This window comes from Dokdonia sp. MED134, assembly GCF_000152925.2.
GTDB lineage: Bacteria > Bacteroidota > Bacteroidia > Flavobacteriales > Flavobacteriaceae > Dokdonia.
Genome location: NZ_CP009301.1, coordinates 2218874 through 2238743, shown reverse-complemented (window position 1 = coordinate 2238743; position 19870 = coordinate 2218874). Strand labels below are relative to the sequence as shown.

Genomic DNA, 19870 nt, shown 5'->3' with positions numbered 1-19870 from the left:
AATAAAATAGGATCACAACTGCGGGACTAAACTCCCGATGATGCACATTTATGGCAAGAGACGAGCAACTTAAAGAGAGATATGAAGCGGTAGTACAAAAACTAGCCGACCGCTTTGCAGAGGGAGATACGGGAGCGATGGATCTAGACAGCATTATATATCTCATAGGTATACAAGAGCTAGGGCAACTAGATAAAACCTTTAAGAAGGATGAAAAGATGAACTTGATGCATATAGCCATATGCCGTTTACTAGAACCTTTTGGGTACTACCAGTACGATTATGATGATCCAGATGGATGGCCACATTACAAAGTACTAGAAGCATTACCACCACTTAAAGCTGGTGAGCAACAAATACTTATGAAGGATGCCATCGTGCAGTACTTTTTAGAAAAAGGACTTATTTCTTAAATCTTACTAATAGCAAACATAGATTTTGTGGGTGTTTATTTTCGCACGCTCTTTTTAAGGCTACACCCCAATTTTATTCTTAAATTTGCGCTTTCCTTTTAGAGGGTAAAATCATCCATTATGTTAGATAAAATCAAAGAACACATTGAAAAAGTAAAGGCCTTTAATGCCCAAACTTTAGAAGAGGTAGAGGCGTTCAGAATCAAGTATTCTGGAAAGAAAGGGCTTGTTAATGATTTTATGGCAGATTTTCGCAATGTGCCTAATGAGATGAAGCGCGAATATGGACAGGTAATTAATACCCTTAAAGCGAGTGCTCTTGAAAAAGTAAACGAGCTTAAAGAAAAGCTAGAAGGCGCCGAAGAAGAAACAGCTACTGGTGATTTATCACGTCCAGGTGAACCTATTGAAATAGGAGCACGTCACCCTATCTCTATTGTAAAAAATCAAATTATTGATATTTTTTCTCGCATAGGATTCAACGTTTCTGAAGGTCCAGAAATAGAAGATGACTGGCATAACTTTACTGCCTTAAATCTTCCTGAGTATCACCCAGCACGTGATATGCAGGATACCTTCTTTATACAAACAGATCCAGACGTATTATTACGCACGCATACCTCATCTGTACAGGTGAGATATATGGAAAACAACAAACCACCTATACGTACAATCTCTCCAGGTCGTGTATATCGTAACGAGGCTATAAGTGGTCGTTCACACTGTTTCTTTCACCAGGTAGAGGGACTATACATAGATAAAGACGTATCATTTGCAGATCTTAAACAAACACTGCAGTACTTCACCACAGAGATGTTTGGAAAAAGTAAAATACGTTTACGTCCATCATACTTCCCATTTACAGAGCCTAGTGCAGAGGTAGACGTATACTGGGGTCTTGAGACAGAGACAGATTACAAAATGACAAAAGGAACTGGATGGCTTGAGATTATGGGCTGTGGTATGGTAGATCCTAATGTACTTGAAAACTGTGGTATTGACTCAAAAGAGTACAGTGGCTTCGCATTTGGTATGGGTATAGATCGTATTGCACTATTATTACACCAGATCTCAGACATTAGAATGCTTAGTGAGAACGATGCACGTTTCTTAGAGCAGTTTAAATCTGCTTTTTAAAGTCATACTATCCCCTCGAGCGCAGTCGTGGGAAACATCATTTCTTTATTAAATAGGTCTTTACTGCGCTTGACCAGATTAGAGCTATGCGCAAAGACATTATCATACCAGAAGTAAAAGACGTTTATATCGCTGCTGTGCAAGAAATGCACGAGGAGTTTAAAACACTAGACTGGAATGCATATATCATAAACGATGGCCTAGCACCACTCGAGATGGTAATTCTTACCGTACAAGGCTATAATGATAAGCAAATGACCACGCACACGCGTCACACCATAAAAGTGCTACCAGCAAAGGGGTTTGCAAAGATTGAGTTTATGCAAGAAGACATCTTTAAGCTAGATAACTTCTACTCGGTTACTTATTTTTTAGATAACAAGATGTATGAGAAGCGTTTTGAGTTTCCTGCACATTCCATAAAAGCAGAAAGCGCCGTAGCGCTTCCTGTAATGGATAAAGATGGTGTACTAGCAGTGTAGCTTATTACGCTTTCGCGAAAGCGTACTTAAGAGAAAAACACACCTTATTTACTTATGTAATAGTAACCAGTTATTACCACAGCTCCTGAAACCATTATTAAATTAAACAAGATATAGTAGAGTATATAACTTAATACTAGTCGCAAAATAGTTGTTATTATTTTACTCTCTTTAAAAAATTGCACAAATGTCCATCCTGCAAATATTAATGGCATTATAAACAAGGTACCTTCTAAAAAATACGCTATATCCTCGTTGCTGTTGAGAAGAAGTAAGGGTGTGCAGATAAGATAAATAATCAACTTTTGCCCCTCCACAAAAAGATTAACAATTAGGTGCTCAAAGTAATTATATCCTTTTCCTAAAAAGGATATATAAGTAGTTAATGCAGTAAACGGTAAAAGTATTATAGTTGCATAGGCATAGTTGTCTTTCACAATTTCTAGAAAAGAAATAATAGCTGGCGCAGCCTCTCTTTCAATATATGAAGCGTTTCCATTCTTTAAAACATCTCTCAAGGCTTGGCTAAACCCCGAAATGACATCTCCCATCACTGTATTTTTATCCAATAACAGAGATGAAAACACGTATATAGTTGCAAGTAACAGTACAAAGGAAATCGGCTTAAAATGGCTTACACGCTTTCCTTCTATATATTCTCTAATGGTATGACCTGGGCGAGTAAAAAGTTGCTTTATGGTGTAAAGAAAACCTCTGTCAACTTGGAGTACACTATTAGGTATCTCTTGAAGAACATATGTGCCGTTTATTCTATCTGTACGGGATTTTTGCCCACAATTACTGCAAAAATCTCCTTCTAATGGTGCCCTACAGTTCTTACAATTCATACCTTAATTAAGCTTCTCTGTAAGCTTTTTAAATACCTTCTTAGGATCTTTTCCTTTATAGAGAATACAATGCACGGCTTCGATAATTGGAATTTTGGCTTGTTTTTCGCGAGACTCATTAAGTTCTAAAGCACTTTTTGCTGCATAATAGCCTTCGGCAATCATAGACATTTCCATCTGTGCGCTTTTTACCGTGTAGCCCTTCCCTATCATATTACCGAACATTCTGTTACGGCTAAAGACAGAATATCCCGTCACCAATAAATCTCCTAAATAAGCAGAGCCATTAATGTCTCTCTTCATCTTATGAGCACGTTTTACATAACGTTTAATCTCACGTATAGCATTACTCATTAACAACGCTTGAAAGTTATCTCCGTAGCCTAAACCGTGTGCAATACCAGCCGCGATGGCATAAATATTTTTGAGCGTAGCAGCATACTCAATCCCGATAATGTCATCACTAGTGGTACATTTTATATAATCACTAGATAAGTTTTTTGCCACCAGCTTTGCATTTTCTTTATCTGCACAAGCTATTGTAAGATATGACAAGCGCTCAAGCGCTACCTCCTCTGCGTGACAAGGACCAGCAATAACCCCTATATTTTCAAAAGGTATGTTATATACATTATGAAAGTGATCACCCACCAGCTTACCACTCTCTGGCATTATACCTTTTATAGCAGAAATAATGAGTTTATTTTCTAAAGAAGCCGAGAGCTTTGCTAGCTCACCACCTATAAATGCAGACGGCACTGCAAAGATGACTACATCTGCATAAGCAACTATCTCGTTTATATCATTACTTAACTTAAGTTGTTCTGGCTTAAACTCTACAGAGCTTAGGTAACTTGGGTTATGCTCTTCGCGTTTGATGTGCTCAAGTGCGTAGTTACTGCGCATATACCAACCTACAGTCTCTAGGTTTTCACATAGCATTTTTACAATAGCGGTCGCCCAGCTTCCTCCTCCTATAACTCCAAATGTGGGTTTACTCATCATCTGTATTTTATGTCTTAATTGTGCTAGTTACTTTTTCATCACGTTGCCTACCTTTTCTGGTAGTACCTCATAGCCCATATTATATAATGTGAACCCAAAGATATCTGCATACTGCTCGATGGTTTTTGCTACTGGCGTACCAGCCCCGTGACCAGCGTCTGTCTCAATACGTATAAGTACTGGGGCATCTCCTGCTTGCTTTTCTTGAAGCTCTGCAGCAAACTTAAATGAGTGCGCAGGCACTACACGATCATCGTGATCTCCCGTAGTAACCATTGTTGCTGGGTATGACGTTCCCGCTTTTACATTGTGTACTGGAGAATACCCTTTAAGGTATTCAAACATTTCTTTACTATCCTCTGCTGTACCATAATCATATGCCCATCCTGCACCTGCTGTAAAGGTGTGGTAACGTAACATATCCATTACACCTACTGCTGGTAATGCTACCTGCATAAGATCTGGACGTTGTGTCATTGTCGCTCCTACAAGTAAACCTCCGTTAGAACCACCGCGTATTGCTAAGTACTTTTTTGAGGTGTATTTGTTATCAATAAGATACTCTGCGGCTGCAATAAAATCATCAAATACATTTTGCTTTTGCATCTTAGTTCCTGCATCGTGCCATTTTTTACCATACTCACCACCACCTCTTAAGTTAGGCACTGCATACACTCCACCTTGCTCCATCCACACAGCATTTGCAATGCTAAAGCTAGGTGTAAGACTTACATTAAAACCTCCGTAAGCATATAAAATAGTAGGGTTCTTACCATTGAGCTCAGTTCCCTTTTTATATGTGATAATCATAGGCACCTTCGTACCATCCTTTGAGTTATAAAATACCTGCTTGCTCTCGTAAGCCTCTGGGTCAAAATCTATATCTGGCTTGATAAATAATTCTGAGGTACCAGATGCGATGTCGTATTTATAAATGCTCCCTGGCGTTTTATAGTTTGAAAAACTATAGTACAGTTCTTTTTCATCTTTTTCTGCGCCAAAACCTCCTACGCTTCCTACTCCTGGTAATTCTACATCGCGCACTAGCTTACCGCTGTAGTCATACTGTTTTACCTTTGAAACTGCATCTACCATATAACGTGCAAAAAATGATCCTCCGCCAGTACTTGGGCTCAATACATTTTCTGTTTCTGGTATAAAATCTACCCAGTTTTCTGGTGTAGGGTTAGATGCATCTACCGTTACAACACGCATATTAGGCGCATCAAGATTAGTTGCTATAAAAAGCTTGCTCCCTACGTTTTCCATCACGTAGCTATCAGAATCTTCGTGACCAAGTATGGTTACAAAGTCACTACCTGGCTTAGTAAGGTCTTTCATAAATAACTTTCCTCCAGAGGTAGAGCTACGAGCGCTCACAAGCAGATAGCGATTATCTTTTGTAACACTACCACCTACATATCTATGCTTCTCTGCAGCTGTCCCGCCAAAAATGAGCTTATCTGTAGACTGTGCAGTACCCAATTTATGATAGTATAATTTATGCTGATCTGTCTTTGCCGATAGTTCGCTGCCCTTAGGCTTATCATAACTAGAGTAATAAAAACCTTCATTTTTGTACCAAGACATTCCTGAGAATTTTACATCTACTAGGGTATCTTCTACAATTTCTTTTTTCTCTGTATCCATTACCAGAATCTTACGCCAGTCACTTCCTCCTTCAGAAATGGCATAAGCAAGTATAGATCCATCTTCAGAGAAGCTTGCTCCTCCTAAAGAGATAGTACCGTCTTCTGCAAAGGTGTTTGGATCTAGAAATACCGTAGCTGTACTAGGATCTTCACCTGTTTTATAGCGGTAAATTACATATTGATTTTGGAGTCCGTCGTTTTTATAGAAGTACGTATAATCACCTTCTTTAAAAGGTGAACCTACTTTCTCATAGTTCCATAAAGTAGCGAGTCTATCTTTAAGCTCTGCTCTAAAAGGGATATTCTTGAGGTAGTCTTGCGTAGTGTTGTTTTCACGCTTTACCCAGTCCATTGTTTCCTCACTGCGATCGTCTTCTAGCCAGCGATAAGGATCTTGCACTTCTGTGCCAAAATAGGTGTCTACCGTATCTACTTTTTTTGTTTCAGTATAAGTTACAGCCATCGATGTTGATTGTTTTTCGGCGTCTTGATTACAGCTTATTATTGCGGTTGTAGCCAGTGCAAATAGAACTAGTTTTTTCATAACGTGTGGGTGTTTGAATGGAGATTCAAGATACGAGTTATTACGCTTTCGCGAAAGCATAAAAAAACCCACTTAAATAAGTGGGTATAAATATGTTATGGTGCGCACTACCTACACTAAATCTTTGTAATAAGACCAGTTGCGATAGATGAAGTAACCATTGAGGATAGCAACTAGTAAAGCTGGCGCAATATTAGGCGGATCAAGCACTGCGTGAAAGAGCACAATATTTACCGAAATAGGTATAAGTGCTAGTAATGCCGCAGGAAATGCTTTTTTAGTAATAAATAGTACTCCAATAATCGCTTCAAGCCCTCCCACAAGTGGCCACATATAACCACTATCTGTAAATGCCTGAAAAAGATTTGCTGCGCCTACGTTATCACCAAATTCAAAATCTGGCATAAACCAGAAAAATTTGTTCAAACCAAAGACAAGTAACATAAGTCCTAGGCCTATTCTTATAATTGTGTGTGCTAATTTCATTATGGTTGGTTTTATTGTTCCTAACCTTAGACGAAGTGAGCAGCACTTAATTACAAGACCTACTCTTTACCGTCTAGCAGCTCTTGAAATTTGATCTTATACCTAGAGAGATGCAAACCATCTATAAGACCGTGGTGTACATACAAGGCAACAGGCATTGTGTAAACTCCTGGCTCTTTTTGAGTAATCTGGCCGTAAGAAATTTTTGGAACACTGTCTTTTGCTTTAAAGAGTCTTGAATGTGTGATTGCTGTAAAATCCATCCAAGGTATGGCAGAGCAATGCATCACATCATCTGTATTAATAGGCGGAAAAAGCTCATCTGACTCCTTTACACGCTCCACCTCACGCTCTACAGATTTTGTAAAAACCGTCATATCTGCATCGTAAGGAATGTAACTAAACCCAAACGTCTCATTGTCTCTCATAAGCGTAGCGCTAGCGCTTATAGTATCTAGCAAGACCACCTCTCCATTAGGCCTAATGCGGTATCTAAAGTTTTCTATAGCCATAGCCGCCTCAAGAGATTTATGCAGGTAGTACACAAAAAGTGAGATACCCTGCTCTTTTGCTTGCAGCTTTGCAAGTGTCATATCTACTTGCCAGGTGATCCCAAAGTAAGGTTCTTCAAATTGTGAGAAAAACTCAAAATGCTTCTTACGTTTCCAGGTGGTGATGTCTATTTTTTTCAATGCTTGAGGTATTTATCACAAATATAAAAAGTCCCTCGCGATGAGGGACTTTTTATACACTAAGATATGTAAAAGCTGGATTTACACTAATCCGTTTGCTACTAGGTACTCACCTATTTGCACTGCATTTGTTGCTGCTCCCTTACGAAGGTTATCAGACACAATCCACATATTTACCGTATTCTCTTGTGAGTAATCACGACGAATACGACCTACAAAAACATCATTTTTACCCTCTGCATAAATAGGCATAGGGTACGTATTTGTATCTGGGTTGTCTTGTACAGTTACTCCAGAAGTTTCATTAAGAACCTTACGAATATCTTTCTCTTCAAAAGGCGCACGCAGCTCTACATTTACAGATTCACTATGTCCTCCTACTACTGGAATACGTACTGCTGTAGCTGTAACAGCTATAGAGCGATCATCTAGTATTTTTTGAGTTTCGTTTACCAGTTTAAGTTCTTCCTTTGTGTATCCATTTTCTTCAAAAACATCACAAGCTGGTATGGCGTTGCGGTGTATAGGGTATGGGTATGCCATCTCACCTTTTTCACCCGCATATTCATTTTCTAGTTGCTCTACTGCTTTTACTCCCGTACCAGTAATAGATTGATAAGTAGATATGACTAATCTCTTAATACCGTACTCTCTATGTAAAGGAGACATTGCTAGCACCATCTGTATGGTAGAGCAGTTAGGGTTTGCAATAATCTTATCTTCCTTAGTTAGTGAGGTTGCATTTATTTCTGGCACTACAAGCTTCTTTGTAGGGTCCATTCTCCAGGCAGAGCTATTATCTATTACTGTTGTACCTACCTCTGCAAACTGAGGTGCAAACTCCTTAGAGGTGTTTCCTCCAGCAGAGAAGATTGCTATTTGCGGCTTTGCTGCAATGGCATCTTCCATAGAGTGAATCGTGTACTCCTTGTCTTTATAAGTAACCTTTTTACCTACAGAGCGCTCTGAGGCAACAGGTATTAACTCTGTAATTGGGAAATCACGTTCTGCAAGAACTTTTAACATCACTTGGCCTACCATCCCGGTGGCTCCTACTACCGCTACTTTCATAGTATCGTTTTAAAGAGGTTTGTAAACATTTTATTCGCTTTCGCGAAAACTATTATAAAACGCCAAAGTTAGCACGGAAGCTCCATTAATAAGTCGTTAAAACTGTAAAAGTTAGTTACATATATAACAATCTGTTAAAGTTTGTTCATAACCAATAAAAAAAACCACCTTGCTAGATAAACAAGGTGGTTTAAGTTAGAATATAATAGTGTAGCGGTTGCTACGAGAAATTACTTCTTAAGAGCGTCTCTGATCTCTTTTAATAAATCAATCTCAGATGGTCCTGGATCTGCTGGAGCTTCTTCTACAACAGGCTTCTTAGTTTTGTTGTAAGCTTTAACCATCATAAATAATACAAATCCTACAATGATTAAGTTTATGATCGCGTTGATCCACTTACCATACATAATTGCATTTTCTGCAGTTGTAACTGTACCATCTGCAGCTACAACAGCCTCATCAAGTACTACTTTAAGATCTGCAAAGTCTACTCCTCCTGCAAAGTGACCTACGATAGGCATCATAATATCTCCTACAAAACCGTTGATTACTAATCCAATTGCACCAGCAAGGATAACAGCGACAGCAAGATCTATGACGTTACCCGTCATAATAAACTCTTTAAATTCTTTTAACATTTTAATGTATTTTAAGGTTAATTTTTAAGCAAGGTAATAAAAAAAACCAAAGCCTAAAGAAACGTTAATTTTTTTGATATTAAAAACACTAGTCTCGGAGAACGACACGTTTTACACGCTGACCAACCATAGTAAGTAATTCGTAAGAGATAGACTGCACTTGTTGAGATAAAGTTTCTGCACCTGTTTGTGTTCCAAAAATCTCTACATCATCTCCCTCCTCACAGGCAATGTTTGTAACGTTTACCATAATCATATCCATACAGACGTTCCCAACAAAAGGAGCTTTCTCTCCCGCAATCGTTACGTAACCCACTCCATTGCCGTAGGCTCTAGAAATACCATCTGCGTGACCTATAGGTATAGTAGCGGTTACCATCTTCTCTTTTGCCACAAGGGCTCTGTTATAACCTACACTATCACCTGGGTTGATAATATGTTTTTGTGAGATTACAGAATTAAGACGAGCAACTGGTTTTAAGTTTGCTGTCTCTTCTGGTGTATTACCATATCCGTACAATCCTATACCTGTGCGCACACAATCATAGTGAGCATTGGGATAATTAATAATCCCCGAAGTATTGGTCATATGCATAAATGGTGCATAACCTAATTGGGTCTTTATTTCATTTGCTATTTCATCAAACTGGGCAATTTGATGTAAAGTAAAATCGCGCTCATCAAGATCTTCACTAGCCGCTAGGTGTGAGAATAAGGATTTCACCTTTAGATGTTCAGATTTGAGTACGTTTTTGACAATCCAAGGTACATCTTCCCCTGTAAATCCTAACCTATTAAGACCTGTATTAAACTTAAGATGAATGGGATATGCGGTTTGCTTTTTTGCTTTCGCGAAAGCGGAAAACATTTCCAGCATTCTCCTGCTATAAATATTAGGCTCCAAACAGCGCTCTAGCAGCGTTTCAAAATTATCCGGCTGTGGGTGTAGTACTAAAATAGGTGTTGTAATACCCGCATCTCTCAGCGCGACACCCTCTTCCACGTATGCCACCGCAAAGTAGTCTACATTGAGCTTTTCTAACTCTTGAGCAACCACTTGTGCATCGCTACCATATGCAAATGCCTTTACAACGGCCATTACTTTTACACCTGGCGATACTTTACTGCGCATATATGCGTAGTTGTGTCTTAATGCTCTGAGATCTATTTCTAAACGTGTTATAGCCATCTAGCTAGGGTCTTGAGGAGCCTCTTTTGAGGAAGGTGTTATCTCTTCTGGCTGATCTACATCCATCGTACGGAGACGGTCACGCAGCATTGCCTTATAATATGCAGCTCTAGATAACGGCTCATACTCTTCTGTCTCACCTAGCATCACAATATCTTGCCCCTGTGCTTTTCTATAACTGTATTGTGCTAGATTACCTGTGCGAGTACAAACTGCGTGTACCTTAGTCACATACTCTGCTGTTGCCATAAGGTTAGGCATAGGCCCAAAGGGGTTTCCTTTAAAATCCATATCAAGTCCCGCAACGATTACTCTTATGCCTCGGTTTGCAAGATCATTACAAACCTTTACAATCTCATCATCAAAAAACTGTGCTTCATCTATACCTACCACATCACAATCATCTGCAAGAATAGGAATATTTGCTGCTGCTGGTACAGGTGTAGATCGTATCTCATTTGAGTCGTGAGAGACTACCATTTCTTCATCATAGCGCACGTCTACCGCAGGTTTAAAGATTTCTACTTTTTGTTTTGCAAACTGCGCGCGCTTGAGCCTACGGATGAGTTCTTCTGTTTTACCAGAGAACATCGACCCACAAATGACTTCTATCCAGCCAAATTGCTCTTTATGATTTACTGTATTTTCGAGAAACATTTTGTACTTTTCTACACCAAAACGAGTTTAATTTCGTTTTATCAATCCCAATGATTAGGAGTAGGTAAATGTATCAAAATTACGTCGAAACCGACCCCACATATCTCAAAGTTATGAAGAAATCCATCAAGGCAGACCTTGTAAGCCTAGCACACAAAATATTACAACTACGTGATACAGCAGATTATACTAAGCTAGCGGCTACCTCTAGAGAACTACACGAAAAATTAACCGTTCTGGCCTATGCAGAAAAGCTAGAAAAAACAGGTGTACCCACAATAGGTCTTAAAGATGTAGAAGATAATCTTGAGGCAGTAACTTCTATCGAGACCGTAAAGCAAGACGTATTTTCTGAACCTACAGAAAGTGAGCAGGCAAAAACTCCAGCTCAAATACTAGCCGAGAATGAAGCACGCTATGAGGAGGCTAAAGGAACAACAGATCACCACAGACCTGATGGTACAGAGTACAATGATGAAGATCCAGTACACGAGCCTGTTATAGAAAAAATAAAAGATATGTGGCCAGAAATGGCACCAGAAGCGGCAGATATTGATAAGGTGATAGACTCCATCATCCCGCAAGAACCTGCTGTAGGTAAAAATGACAGCTTTACAATAGGCTCTGAGTATGGTCAAACACCCATATTTGAGCCAAAAGAAACAACAACCGAGACTCCCAAAGAAGAAGAAAAACCTAAGAACCTTAATGATCGCTTAAAGACAGGGCTTAAAATAGGGCTTAATGACAAACTATCTTTTATAAAACACCTCTTTGCCGGAAGTACGTCTGACTACAACCGCGTGTTAAGCCAGCTAGAAACATTTGCTTCTGCTAGCGAGGCGAGAAACTTTATTACACAGATGGTAAAGCCAGACTACAATAACTGGGAGGGTAAAGAAATACAAGAGGAGCGATTTATGGAGGTTATAGAAGCGCGTTTTAATTAAATCGCTATGAAAACACAACGCATCATTTACTGGATTGCTACCATAGGTATTTGTGCCATTATGTTATACTCTGCACAAATGTATTTTAGAAACACAGCGATGGTTGAGGGGTTTTTTGAATCTTTAAACTACCCCACATACATTGTTATACCCCTAGCGATATTAAAAATAGCAGGAGTTGCAATGGTACTCTGGCGAGGTATTCCCTGGCTTACAGAGTGGGCATATGCTGGTATTTTTATGGATGTTGTGCTCGCTGCGGCGGCACATTATAATGCAGACCAAGATATTACCCTCACACTTGTTGCAACGGTTCTCGTACTTGCATCATATTTTTTTGGTAAAGAGGTACGACCTATGTATCGCTAGATTTGCAGCTACAAACTGTCATTAATCACTAACTTTGCGGTATGTCAAAACTTTATCTCGTACCCACACCCATAGGTAATCTTGAAGATATGACCTTCCGTGCCATACGCATACTTAAGGAGGCAGATCTTATTCTTGCAGAAGATACACGCACCAGCGGTAAACTACTCAAGTACTATGAGATAGACACCCAGATGATGAGTCACCATATGCATAATGAGCATAAAACGGTAGATGCTATTGTAAAGCGCATTGCTGCCGGGGAGACCATAGCTTGTATAAGTGACGCGGGTACACCAGCAATTTCTGATCCTGGTTTTTTACTTACGCGTGCTTGTGTAGAGGCAGGTATAGAGGTAGATTGTTTACCAGGTGCAACGGCATTTGTACCTGCACTTGTAAATAGTGGCTTCCCTAACGATAAGTTTGTTTTTGAGGGTTTTCTCCCTGTAAAAAAGGGTCGCCAGACTCGTTTTCTTGCACTTAAAGAAGAGACACGCACGATGATTATTTATGAGTCGCCACACAAACTAGTAAAGACCTTAGGCCACTTTGTAGCATATTTTGGAGAAGATCGCCCGGTTTCTGTCTCTCGAGAGATTACAAAATTGCACGAAGAAACCGTGAGAGGTACCGCAACAGAGGTGCTAGCACATTATACAAACAAACCTCCTAAGGGTGAGATTGTCATCATAGTAGGTGGCAAAAGCAAGTAGTTAAATGGTTTTTTTTACGCTTTCGCGAAAGCGTAATCTTAAAAATTATAAGTCGCCGCAAGTATTAAATTTCTTCCCGCAGCAGCTATTCCAGAAGAATACGTACGGTATCGCTGGTCTGTAATATTCTCAAGATTTGCCGTAAAAGACCAACTGTCTGAAAGTACATATCTACTCGCAATACTCAAGTCATACCAGCTAGGTGAGAAGGGATTACCATCTCCGTCTAGCGCATAAAGGTGTGAGTTACTTTGCTGGCTAGGAGCAAGCTCATCAAAATCAAACTTACCGCTATATGCCACAGAGGCATCAAGTGTCCACTTATCTTTTGCCCAGATTAAATGCCCATTTCCAAAGAGTGGTGCCACGTGTCTAAAAGGCACATAACTCCCATCTTCTTCTTGCTCTACTCCACTCGTGTAATTAAACTGGCTTGTGAGCTTTAAATGCTTTGTGAGGTTTGCATTTGCCCCTATCCCCACACCATATACCTCTGCCTTAGACGCGTTTTGAATAGCTTGTACATTACTAGTCTCACCTTGATACTCTATCTCTGTAACACCATTAAGATTAAAATCGCGGCGCACCAGTGCATTCTCCAGCAGGGTATAATACCCGTTTACATCAAACTGTAGTACGTTAGAAAAATTAAGACTCACGCCCAGCTCTCCATTATAGGCATATTCAGATTTAAGATCAGGGTTAGGCACAACAACAGAACCTGGCTCGCTATCAAAAATTTTACCCACGTCATCTATATTAGGTGCTCTAAAAGCTGTACCCAGATTAGCCTTAACACTTACTTTTTTTGACACCTCGTGAGTCACGCCAAAACTTCCAGTGAGATTACCCGTACTCAAGTCTGCGTTTTGAAAAGGAAATGCAAAAAACTCATTATTATCAGAAAAGTCTGCTGCTAGTAAGATGTGATTATAACGTAATCCCGTTTGTAAATGTGTCTTATCAGAAAGCTCTATTTGTGCACTGGCATAAGCTGCTAGCGATTGCCAGGTAGAGCCATCTGGATATCTCGACGCTGTGTTTGCAATGTCACCCGTAGTTATATCTGTTACTTGACCATCTGAGTGTACTTTGTTATGTATATACTCAAGGCCATAAAATATTTTGTTTCTCTTAGTCTCAAGCTTCTTAACAAAATCTAAACCTACAGATATTGCATCTACACTCTCATCTGTCTCAAAGAAGTCTGTCGCGTTAAAATCCCGGTCATTTCTACTTTCTTTAGAATTCTGGTAAGTAAAGGTACCTATCACTCTATCGTAGTACTGACCATTACCTTCTTTATTAACCTGGAGGTTAGTCATAAACCACTTTTGTGGGCCATAAAACCACTCTGCCGATCTAAATTCGCCATCACGTTTTCTCGTTAATCTATCATAACGATCATAATCTGATGTGGCTGCATAAATCACTCCAAGGTTAAAATCCCACTTTTCATTAGGCGTATATCTCACTTTTTGCATTAGATTAAGTGAGTTAAAAGCAGAGCCTACTTGTACCAGTGGGTCATCATTTGTGACAGCTACATCTACCCCATCTATAGTCTGTACATATTCAGAACGTAGGTAATCATCTGGGCCGTGCTTCCCTTGTCGCTGGTTATCATAATCTGAGTAACTAGCACTTGTGAGGAAAGACCACTGTCTTTTTCCCAGTGTGATATCAAAGTGACCAGTCTTCTCATTATTGGCCGTATTTACTCTGGCTACAGCTGCACCTGTTACCGTAAGGCTATCTGAAAATGATAGTTTGGGCTGTTTTGTATAAAAATTCATCACTCCACCTACAGCGTCACTACCATAAATTACCGAACCTGGACCTAGTAAAACTTCTGTGCGGTTTATAATAAAAGGATCAATAGATATCACGTTTTGCACGTTTCCCCCTCTAAATATTGCCGTATTAAATCTCACACCGTCTAAAGTGATAAGTAGCCTATTTGTAGAGAATCCTCGTATGAGTGGACTACCTCCACCCTGCTGACTTTTTTGAACAAAAACAGACCCACTTGTCTCTAGTAAATCTGCCGCTGTTTGCGGGTTTGCTCTTATAATATCCTTTGAGGTGAGACCTACTATTTTCTGAGGTACATTCTTTCGGCTTTGTGCAAATTTGCTAGCAGAGAGCACAATTTCTGTAAGCTGGTTATCCTTTTGTTTGAGAAAAATTCGGTTAGAAAATGCTGCTATTTGTGCTTTTGTATACTGAGCGTCCTTATGTGCGACTTCTTGAAAATAAAGGGTTTCCGCTTTCGCGAAAGCGGTCACATCTGCCTTGCCATCAAAATCTGTGAGTGCACTTTTACTCTTGTCATTATTAAAGATAGCAACCCCTATTATAGGCTCACGCGTATCTACATCTAGTACTGTAATGACCTGCGAGTAAGAAGTAAAAGACAGCAGCAGAAATAGGGATAAAAGTATGCGCATTTAGCTAAAAATTGAGTTAAGCACCGCTAGTGAGCGAGGTTTCTTAAAACCTTGCAAATGTAACTCATAATACTGTAACAGTATATTGAGAAAGGAGGTGCGTTGTTTTTGGTTTAGTTTGATTTGTGTAAGTGCATCAAAATTTATGCCTAAGAACCTTTTTAACAACTCAATTTCTTCTCCAGATCTACTATACAAGGTGCGCTCTGAAGACTCAAAATAACCATCTAGCAAATTAAAATATATGTGATGTGCCTCACTATCATCTGGATAGAAGCCTAGATAGCCGCTTAACTTCACTAAAAATAATAGATGAAAATTTGCAATATCACTATGTAAATCTAGCCATAAGCTTGAGGCAACCAGAAACTCAAATAATGGAGCATTTTCTTCTTCCTCTTGCACAGAAGATCGCAGCATATCTGATATAAAAAAAACGATAGCACTCTTTGCTACCTGAGTGTGCAGGCTGGTATAATGAGTAATGACTTTTGCTTCTCTTATACTCTCGAGGGTTCCCTTGTCTTTATGGTTTGCCTCTATCTCAAGATGCGTGAGCGGCTGAAACATCGCTACACGTAGCTTTCCTTTTTTGGATTTAAGAATATTTCTGAGCAGGTACGACTTGACACCGCTGCTTTTTGTAAAAGCCTTTACAATAAGATCTGCCTCACCATACTTGAGCGCAGAGAATACAATAGCTTCTGTTTTTACTAGCATTATCGTATGATCATCACTTTTTCTATGGTAGTCTCTTGCATTTCTTCTGGAGGGCCGGTAATAAGTAATAAGTATACCCCAGAAGCCACCTTATGACGGCCAAAGGCTGTTGTATCCCACTCTATGCTGCCACCTGTGGTATTTTCTTCATAAACGAGGTTGCCTACTAGGTCTGTAATTTTTACATTAGTACGAGCGGTAAGTCCTTCTATACGCACGTTACCATTAAAGCCTGGTCTCACAGGGTTAGGATATATAAGTACATTCTCCAGATTATCTGCAGGAGCGGTAGAAGTACCATCAAAAGATACCATACCTCTTACGGTACCAAAGTAAACACTCCCCGTCTCTGGGTCTATCGCAACAGATTGTACCGTGTTAGAGGGCAGTGGTGAGTTATCTGTAGTGAAGTGAAAAATGGTTTCTTGACCATTAGGACTCACGTAAAACACACCAGAGTCTGCAGTGGCTAGCCACTTATTATTTGCTCCATCTACAATGATATCTGTTATCACTTGGTCATTAAGCAATTCTTGAGCTAGACCATCCTCTAAAAATATAATTGCATTTGCGCTTATCTGGGGGTTTTCAAAAATTTGTGATGGGCCAAATAGTACTCTAAGACCTAATCGTGTTCCAATCCACAAAGCCCCGTTTCTATCTATTGCTAGCGAGCGTATATCATCTATAGGTAAATTTGCTGCTCCATCTTCTCCTGCAAGTCTTGCAAACTCATTAGCAGCTGGATTATAAGCAATCACACCTCTTGTATCTGTCCCAAAAAATACGACACCATCAAGACCTATTGCAAGGGCATCAAGATTTGCATCACTTCCTGCTAGAATCTCCTCTGTGTTAAAAGAAGAAAATTGTCCTGCTGGACTTACCCTGTGCAAGCCTAGCGGTGATCTTGCATTAGTTACCCAGAAATTACCCTCAGCATCAAACGCTCCTCCGTTTACACGTACATCATCTGTAGTTGATGAAACAGGAGATAGCGAACTATTATTTTCATCATATAAAATACTTGGCGTTGCATCTAGCACCTCAACTAGACCTGCATTAAAAGAACTTGCATATATCTGTGTTGGGTCTAAGGGGTTTATAGCAACGTGCACAAAATTTGTCGCCCCAAAAAGATCTCCAGGGTTTATAAAACTCCACCCCAAACCCTCTTCATATCTACTTATTCCCTGTGTTTTGAGCGGGAAAGGATTATAAGAGACATCAAAATCTCCAAAAACAGACCACAAGTTTCCAGCGCTTGCTACTACATCAAAATGTTCATTTTCTAGCGGACCATTAGGAAGTAGCCTTGCTACATCAGAAATATTATTACTAGAAAATCGCGCCACACCAGAACCCAGTGTCCCAACAAAGATTTCTCCTTGAAGTGTCAATGTAGTAGTATATCTTGTTGTAAAACCTTCTATCGCACCATAGGTTTGAGCTAGATTTTGATTTTCATCATAAAGTAAGACAGTAGCATTATATGTTACAGATAAAAAATCTTCATTAGGTCTAATGTCTATTACCGTCTCTGGGTATGATTCAAAAATGTTATAATCTATCCCATTTTGAGAGATAAGAATCTGGTTGTCTTCTTGTAAGTAAAGGTCATTATTAAAACTTACAATCTCCTGGTAAGATCCAGTACGTATAGTCTCCCAGTTATCAAAATCTATAATATTATCATTTGCAACAAGTGCCCTACGTAAACCTCCGTCACTAGACGCTGCATAGATGTATGGCTCTTGTATGGCTACACTACCTATATCTAGTAAGCCACCGCCGTTACCTATAAAATAAGAATCGTCAAACTCTAACTGACTAAGCTCAAATAAGGAAATACCAAAACTAGAGGATATATAAACAAAGCCATTATACTCTTCAAAATGATTAATGCGCTTACGGTCTGGTGGGATAGCAGGTTTATTAAAAATATCTACCACAGTAAGAACATCTGTGCTATTTCCCACTACAACATCTATAACACCATTTTCATACCCTATAAAGAGAGTGTCAAAATTTTCACTATAATAAATAGCAGATATTACATTACCAGAAAGACCATTTACGGTGGTTCTAGTCTCTATAGACTCATCAAGTGTGTTATATATAAAAACAGCATTTTCTGAAGCCACGTATACTCTATCATTACCAGAGGTCATATCAGACACTCGGTTATAAGAGTAATGTGCTGTCCAGTTTTCTGAAAAGTCTTGCGACATCACTGTAAATGATGTGAGAAGAATCAATAAGAAAAAACGCGTCTTCACTACCGGTAACTGTTTATTTGTATAAAACGACCAAATGTACAATTATTGCTTTGAGCACAGAAATGGAGCGAGGTAATGCATAAGATAGTTAGGTATTCTGATTACGCTTTCGCGAAAGCGTAATACTACCCATAAAAAAATCAGACAGCCTGAGCTGTCTGATTGTAATACTATATTATGTGTGTGACTTACTATACCACTCCTTGAGCTAGCATAGCATCTGCCACCTTTACAAATCCGGCAACGTTTGCTCCTTTTACGTAGTCTACATAACCGTCTTCATCTTTTCCGTACTCTACACACGCTTCGTGTATGTCTAGCATAATCTTGTGAAGTTTTTGATCTACCTCTTCTGCAGTCCAGTTAAAACGTAAACTGTTTTGAGACATTTCTAGTCCAGATGTCGCAACACCTCCTGCGTTTGATGCTTTTCCAGGTGAAAAAAGAATTTTTGCATTATGGAAAACTTCTATAGCTTCTGGCGTACAAGGCATATTTGCACCTTCGGCAACGCATATACATCCGTTATCTACTAGTGTTTTTGCCTCATCTCCATTAAGTTCATTTTGTGTAGCACAAGGAAGTGCAACATCTACCTTAGTAGACCAAGGTCTTTGTCCCTCGTGATACTCTGCACTTGTGTATGTATCTACATACTCGCTTATACGACCACGTTTTACATTTTTAAGATCCATAATAAACGCAAGCTTATCTGCATCTATACCATCTTTATCATAAATGTAACCTCCAGAGTCTGACATAGTCACTACTTTACCACCTAGTTGAGTAACTTTCTCTGTAGCATATTGAGCAACGTTTCCAGATCCAGAAACTGCTACTGCTTTACCTTCAAAAGTTTCACCTTTAGTCTTAAGCATACTTTGTGCAAAGTATACATCACCATAACCGGTAGCTTCTGGACGCATTAAAGAACCTCCATAAGTAAGTCCTTTACCTGTAAGTACTCCTGTAAACTCATTACGAAGTCTTTTGTACTGTCCAAACATATAGCCTATCTCACGACCGCCTACTCCTATATCTCCAGCAGGTACGTCTGTGTTAGGACCTATGTGACGAGCTAGCTCGCTCATAAAGCTCTGGCAAAAACGCATTACCTCTGCATCAGACTTTCCTTTTGGGTTAAAGTCAGATCCTCCTTTACCACCACCCATAGGTAATGTAGTAAGACTGTTTTTAAACACTTGCTCAAACCCTAAAAATTTAAGAATACTCAAGTTTACAGAAGGGTGAAAACGAAGTCCTCCTTTATATGGCCCTATAGCGCTGTTAAACTCTACACGGTATCCTCTATTTACTTGAATCTCTCCAGAGTCATCTGTCCAAGGCACTCTAAACATAATAGTGCGCTCTGGCTCAACCATACGCTCTAAGAGTTTCTTACCCTGGTATTTTGGATTTTTTTCTATAAAAGGAATTACAGTTTCTGCCACCTCGTGGACTGCCTGCATAAATTCTGGTTCATTTGGGTTGCTCTGAGCAACATAATCGACAAATTTTTTAATGCTGTCTGACATAAAAGGTATCTATTATGACAATGCTTTAAACATTGTT

The 19870-nt window shown here is 39.4% G+C and carries 19 protein-coding genes; 6 read left to right on the top strand and 13 right to left on the bottom strand.

The window, feature by feature from the left end; genetic code table 11:
• Positions 1-50: 50 nt before the first annotated feature.
• The 3 genes from MED134_RS09895 to MED134_RS09885 all read left to right on the top strand — a co-directional run bounded on the left by MED134_RS09895 (position 51) and on the right by MED134_RS09885 (position 2032).
• On the top strand, positions 51-413 hold the full coding sequence (locus MED134_RS09895; RefSeq protein WP_035335302.1) for a hypothetical protein: 363 nt from the start codon (positions 51-53) through the stop codon (positions 411-413).
• Between the two features lie 120 nt (positions 414-533).
• Positions 534-1550 carry a phenylalanine--tRNA ligase subunit alpha gene (gene pheS, locus MED134_RS09890; protein WP_035326534.1) on the top strand — a complete coding sequence of 339 codons (1017 nt, stop codon included), beginning with the start codon at positions 534-536 and terminating at the stop codon, positions 1548-1550.
• Between the two features lie 86 nt (positions 1551-1636).
• Positions 1637-2032, top strand: a complete 396-nt coding sequence (locus tag MED134_RS09885) for a hypothetical protein (protein WP_038598439.1) — start codon at positions 1637-1639, stop codon at positions 2030-2032.
• Between the two features lie 44 nt (positions 2033-2076).
• Here the strand turns inward: MED134_RS09885 and MED134_RS14760 are convergent, their stop codons facing one another.
• The 9 genes from MED134_RS14760 to MED134_RS09840 form a co-directional block, all read right to left on the bottom strand.
• The gene (locus MED134_RS14760) at positions 2077-2880 is read right to left on the bottom strand and encodes a DUF3667 domain-containing protein (RefSeq protein ID WP_052084215.1); all 804 of its coding nucleotides are present in this window, start codon (positions 2878-2880) and stop codon (positions 2077-2079) included.
• Positions 2881-2883: 3 nt separating this feature from the next.
• Positions 2884-3885 (bottom strand): NAD(P)H-dependent glycerol-3-phosphate dehydrogenase, encoded by a 1002-nt coding sequence (locus MED134_RS09875; protein WP_038598436.1) that lies wholly within the window; start codon positions 3883-3885, stop codon positions 2884-2886.
• A 27-nt stretch (positions 3886-3912) separates the two neighbouring features.
• Positions 3913-6081, bottom strand: coding sequence for a prolyl oligopeptidase family serine peptidase (locus tag MED134_RS09870; protein ID WP_038598434.1), 2169 nt, complete (start codon positions 6079-6081; stop codon positions 3913-3915).
• Between the two features lie 111 nt (positions 6082-6192).
• Positions 6193-6567 (bottom strand): DoxX family membrane protein, encoded by a 375-nt coding sequence (locus MED134_RS09865; RefSeq protein WP_052084213.1) that lies wholly within the window; start codon positions 6565-6567, stop codon positions 6193-6195.
• A gap of 59 nt (positions 6568-6626) precedes the next feature.
• Positions 6627-7259 carry a CatA-like O-acetyltransferase gene (locus tag MED134_RS09860; RefSeq protein WP_038598432.1) on the bottom strand — a complete coding sequence of 211 codons (633 nt, stop codon included), beginning with the start codon at positions 7257-7259 and terminating at the stop codon, positions 6627-6629.
• Positions 7260-7340: 81 nt separating this feature from the next.
• Positions 7341-8330: an aspartate-semialdehyde dehydrogenase gene (locus MED134_RS09855; protein ID WP_038598429.1), complete on the bottom strand. Its 990-nt coding sequence runs from the start codon at positions 8328-8330 to the stop codon at positions 7341-7343.
• A gap of 230 nt (positions 8331-8560) precedes the next feature.
• The gene (mscL, locus tag MED134_RS09850; protein WP_038598415.1) at positions 8561-8968 is read right to left on the bottom strand and encodes a large conductance mechanosensitive channel protein MscL; all 408 of its coding nucleotides are present in this window, start codon (positions 8966-8968) and stop codon (positions 8561-8563) included.
• Between the two features lie 88 nt (positions 8969-9056).
• Positions 9057-10157: an alanine racemase gene (gene alr / locus MED134_RS09845; RefSeq protein ID WP_038598412.1), complete on the bottom strand. Its 1101-nt coding sequence runs from the start codon at positions 10155-10157 to the stop codon at positions 9057-9059.
• The gene (locus tag MED134_RS09840) at positions 10158-10814 is read right to left on the bottom strand and encodes a thymidine kinase (protein ID WP_038598409.1); all 657 of its coding nucleotides are present in this window, start codon (positions 10812-10814) and stop codon (positions 10158-10160) included.
• Positions 10815-10927: 113 nt separating this feature from the next.
• Here MED134_RS09840 and MED134_RS09835 point away from each other — a divergent pair, with 113 nt between their 5' ends.
• The 3 genes from MED134_RS09835 to rsmI are packed head-to-tail and all read left to right on the top strand — an operon-like array spanning position 10928 to position 12849.
• A complete protein-coding gene (locus MED134_RS09835) occupies positions 10928-11764 on the top strand; it encodes a hypothetical protein (RefSeq protein ID WP_038598406.1) in 837 nt (278 codons plus the stop codon).
• A 6-nt stretch (positions 11765-11770) separates the two neighbouring features.
• Complete coding sequence (locus MED134_RS09830; protein WP_038598403.1) at positions 11771-12133, top strand: DoxX family protein; 363 nt, start codon at positions 11771-11773, stop codon at positions 12131-12133.
• Positions 12134-12174: 41 nt separating this feature from the next.
• Positions 12175-12849 (top strand): 16S rRNA (cytidine(1402)-2'-O)-methyltransferase, encoded by a 675-nt coding sequence (rsmI, locus tag MED134_RS09825; RefSeq protein WP_038598400.1) that lies wholly within the window; start codon positions 12175-12177, stop codon positions 12847-12849.
• A gap of 38 nt (positions 12850-12887) precedes the next feature.
• Here the strand turns inward: rsmI and MED134_RS09820 are convergent, their stop codons facing one another.
• The 4 genes from MED134_RS09820 to gdhA all read right to left on the bottom strand — a co-directional run bounded on the left by MED134_RS09820 (position 12888) and on the right by gdhA (position 19833).
• The gene (locus MED134_RS09820) at positions 12888-15299 is read right to left on the bottom strand and encodes a TonB-dependent receptor plug domain-containing protein (RefSeq protein ID WP_038598398.1); all 2412 of its coding nucleotides are present in this window, start codon (positions 15297-15299) and stop codon (positions 12888-12890) included.
• Positions 15300-16019 (bottom strand): DNA repair protein RecO, encoded by a 720-nt coding sequence (gene recO / locus MED134_RS09815; RefSeq protein WP_038598396.1) that lies wholly within the window; start codon positions 16017-16019, stop codon positions 15300-15302.
• Entirely contained in the window at positions 16019-18298 is a 2280-nt protein-coding gene (locus tag MED134_RS09810; RefSeq protein WP_038598393.1) for a two-component regulator propeller domain-containing protein, read from the bottom strand. The genes recO and MED134_RS09810 overlap by 1 nt, the downstream gene beginning before the upstream one ends.
• Before the next feature lie 191 nt (positions 18299-18489).
• Complete coding sequence (gene gdhA, locus MED134_RS09805) at positions 18490-19833, bottom strand: NADP-specific glutamate dehydrogenase (RefSeq protein WP_035326496.1); 1344 nt, start codon at positions 19831-19833, stop codon at positions 18490-18492.
• Between the last annotated feature and the right edge of the window lie 37 nt (positions 19834-19870).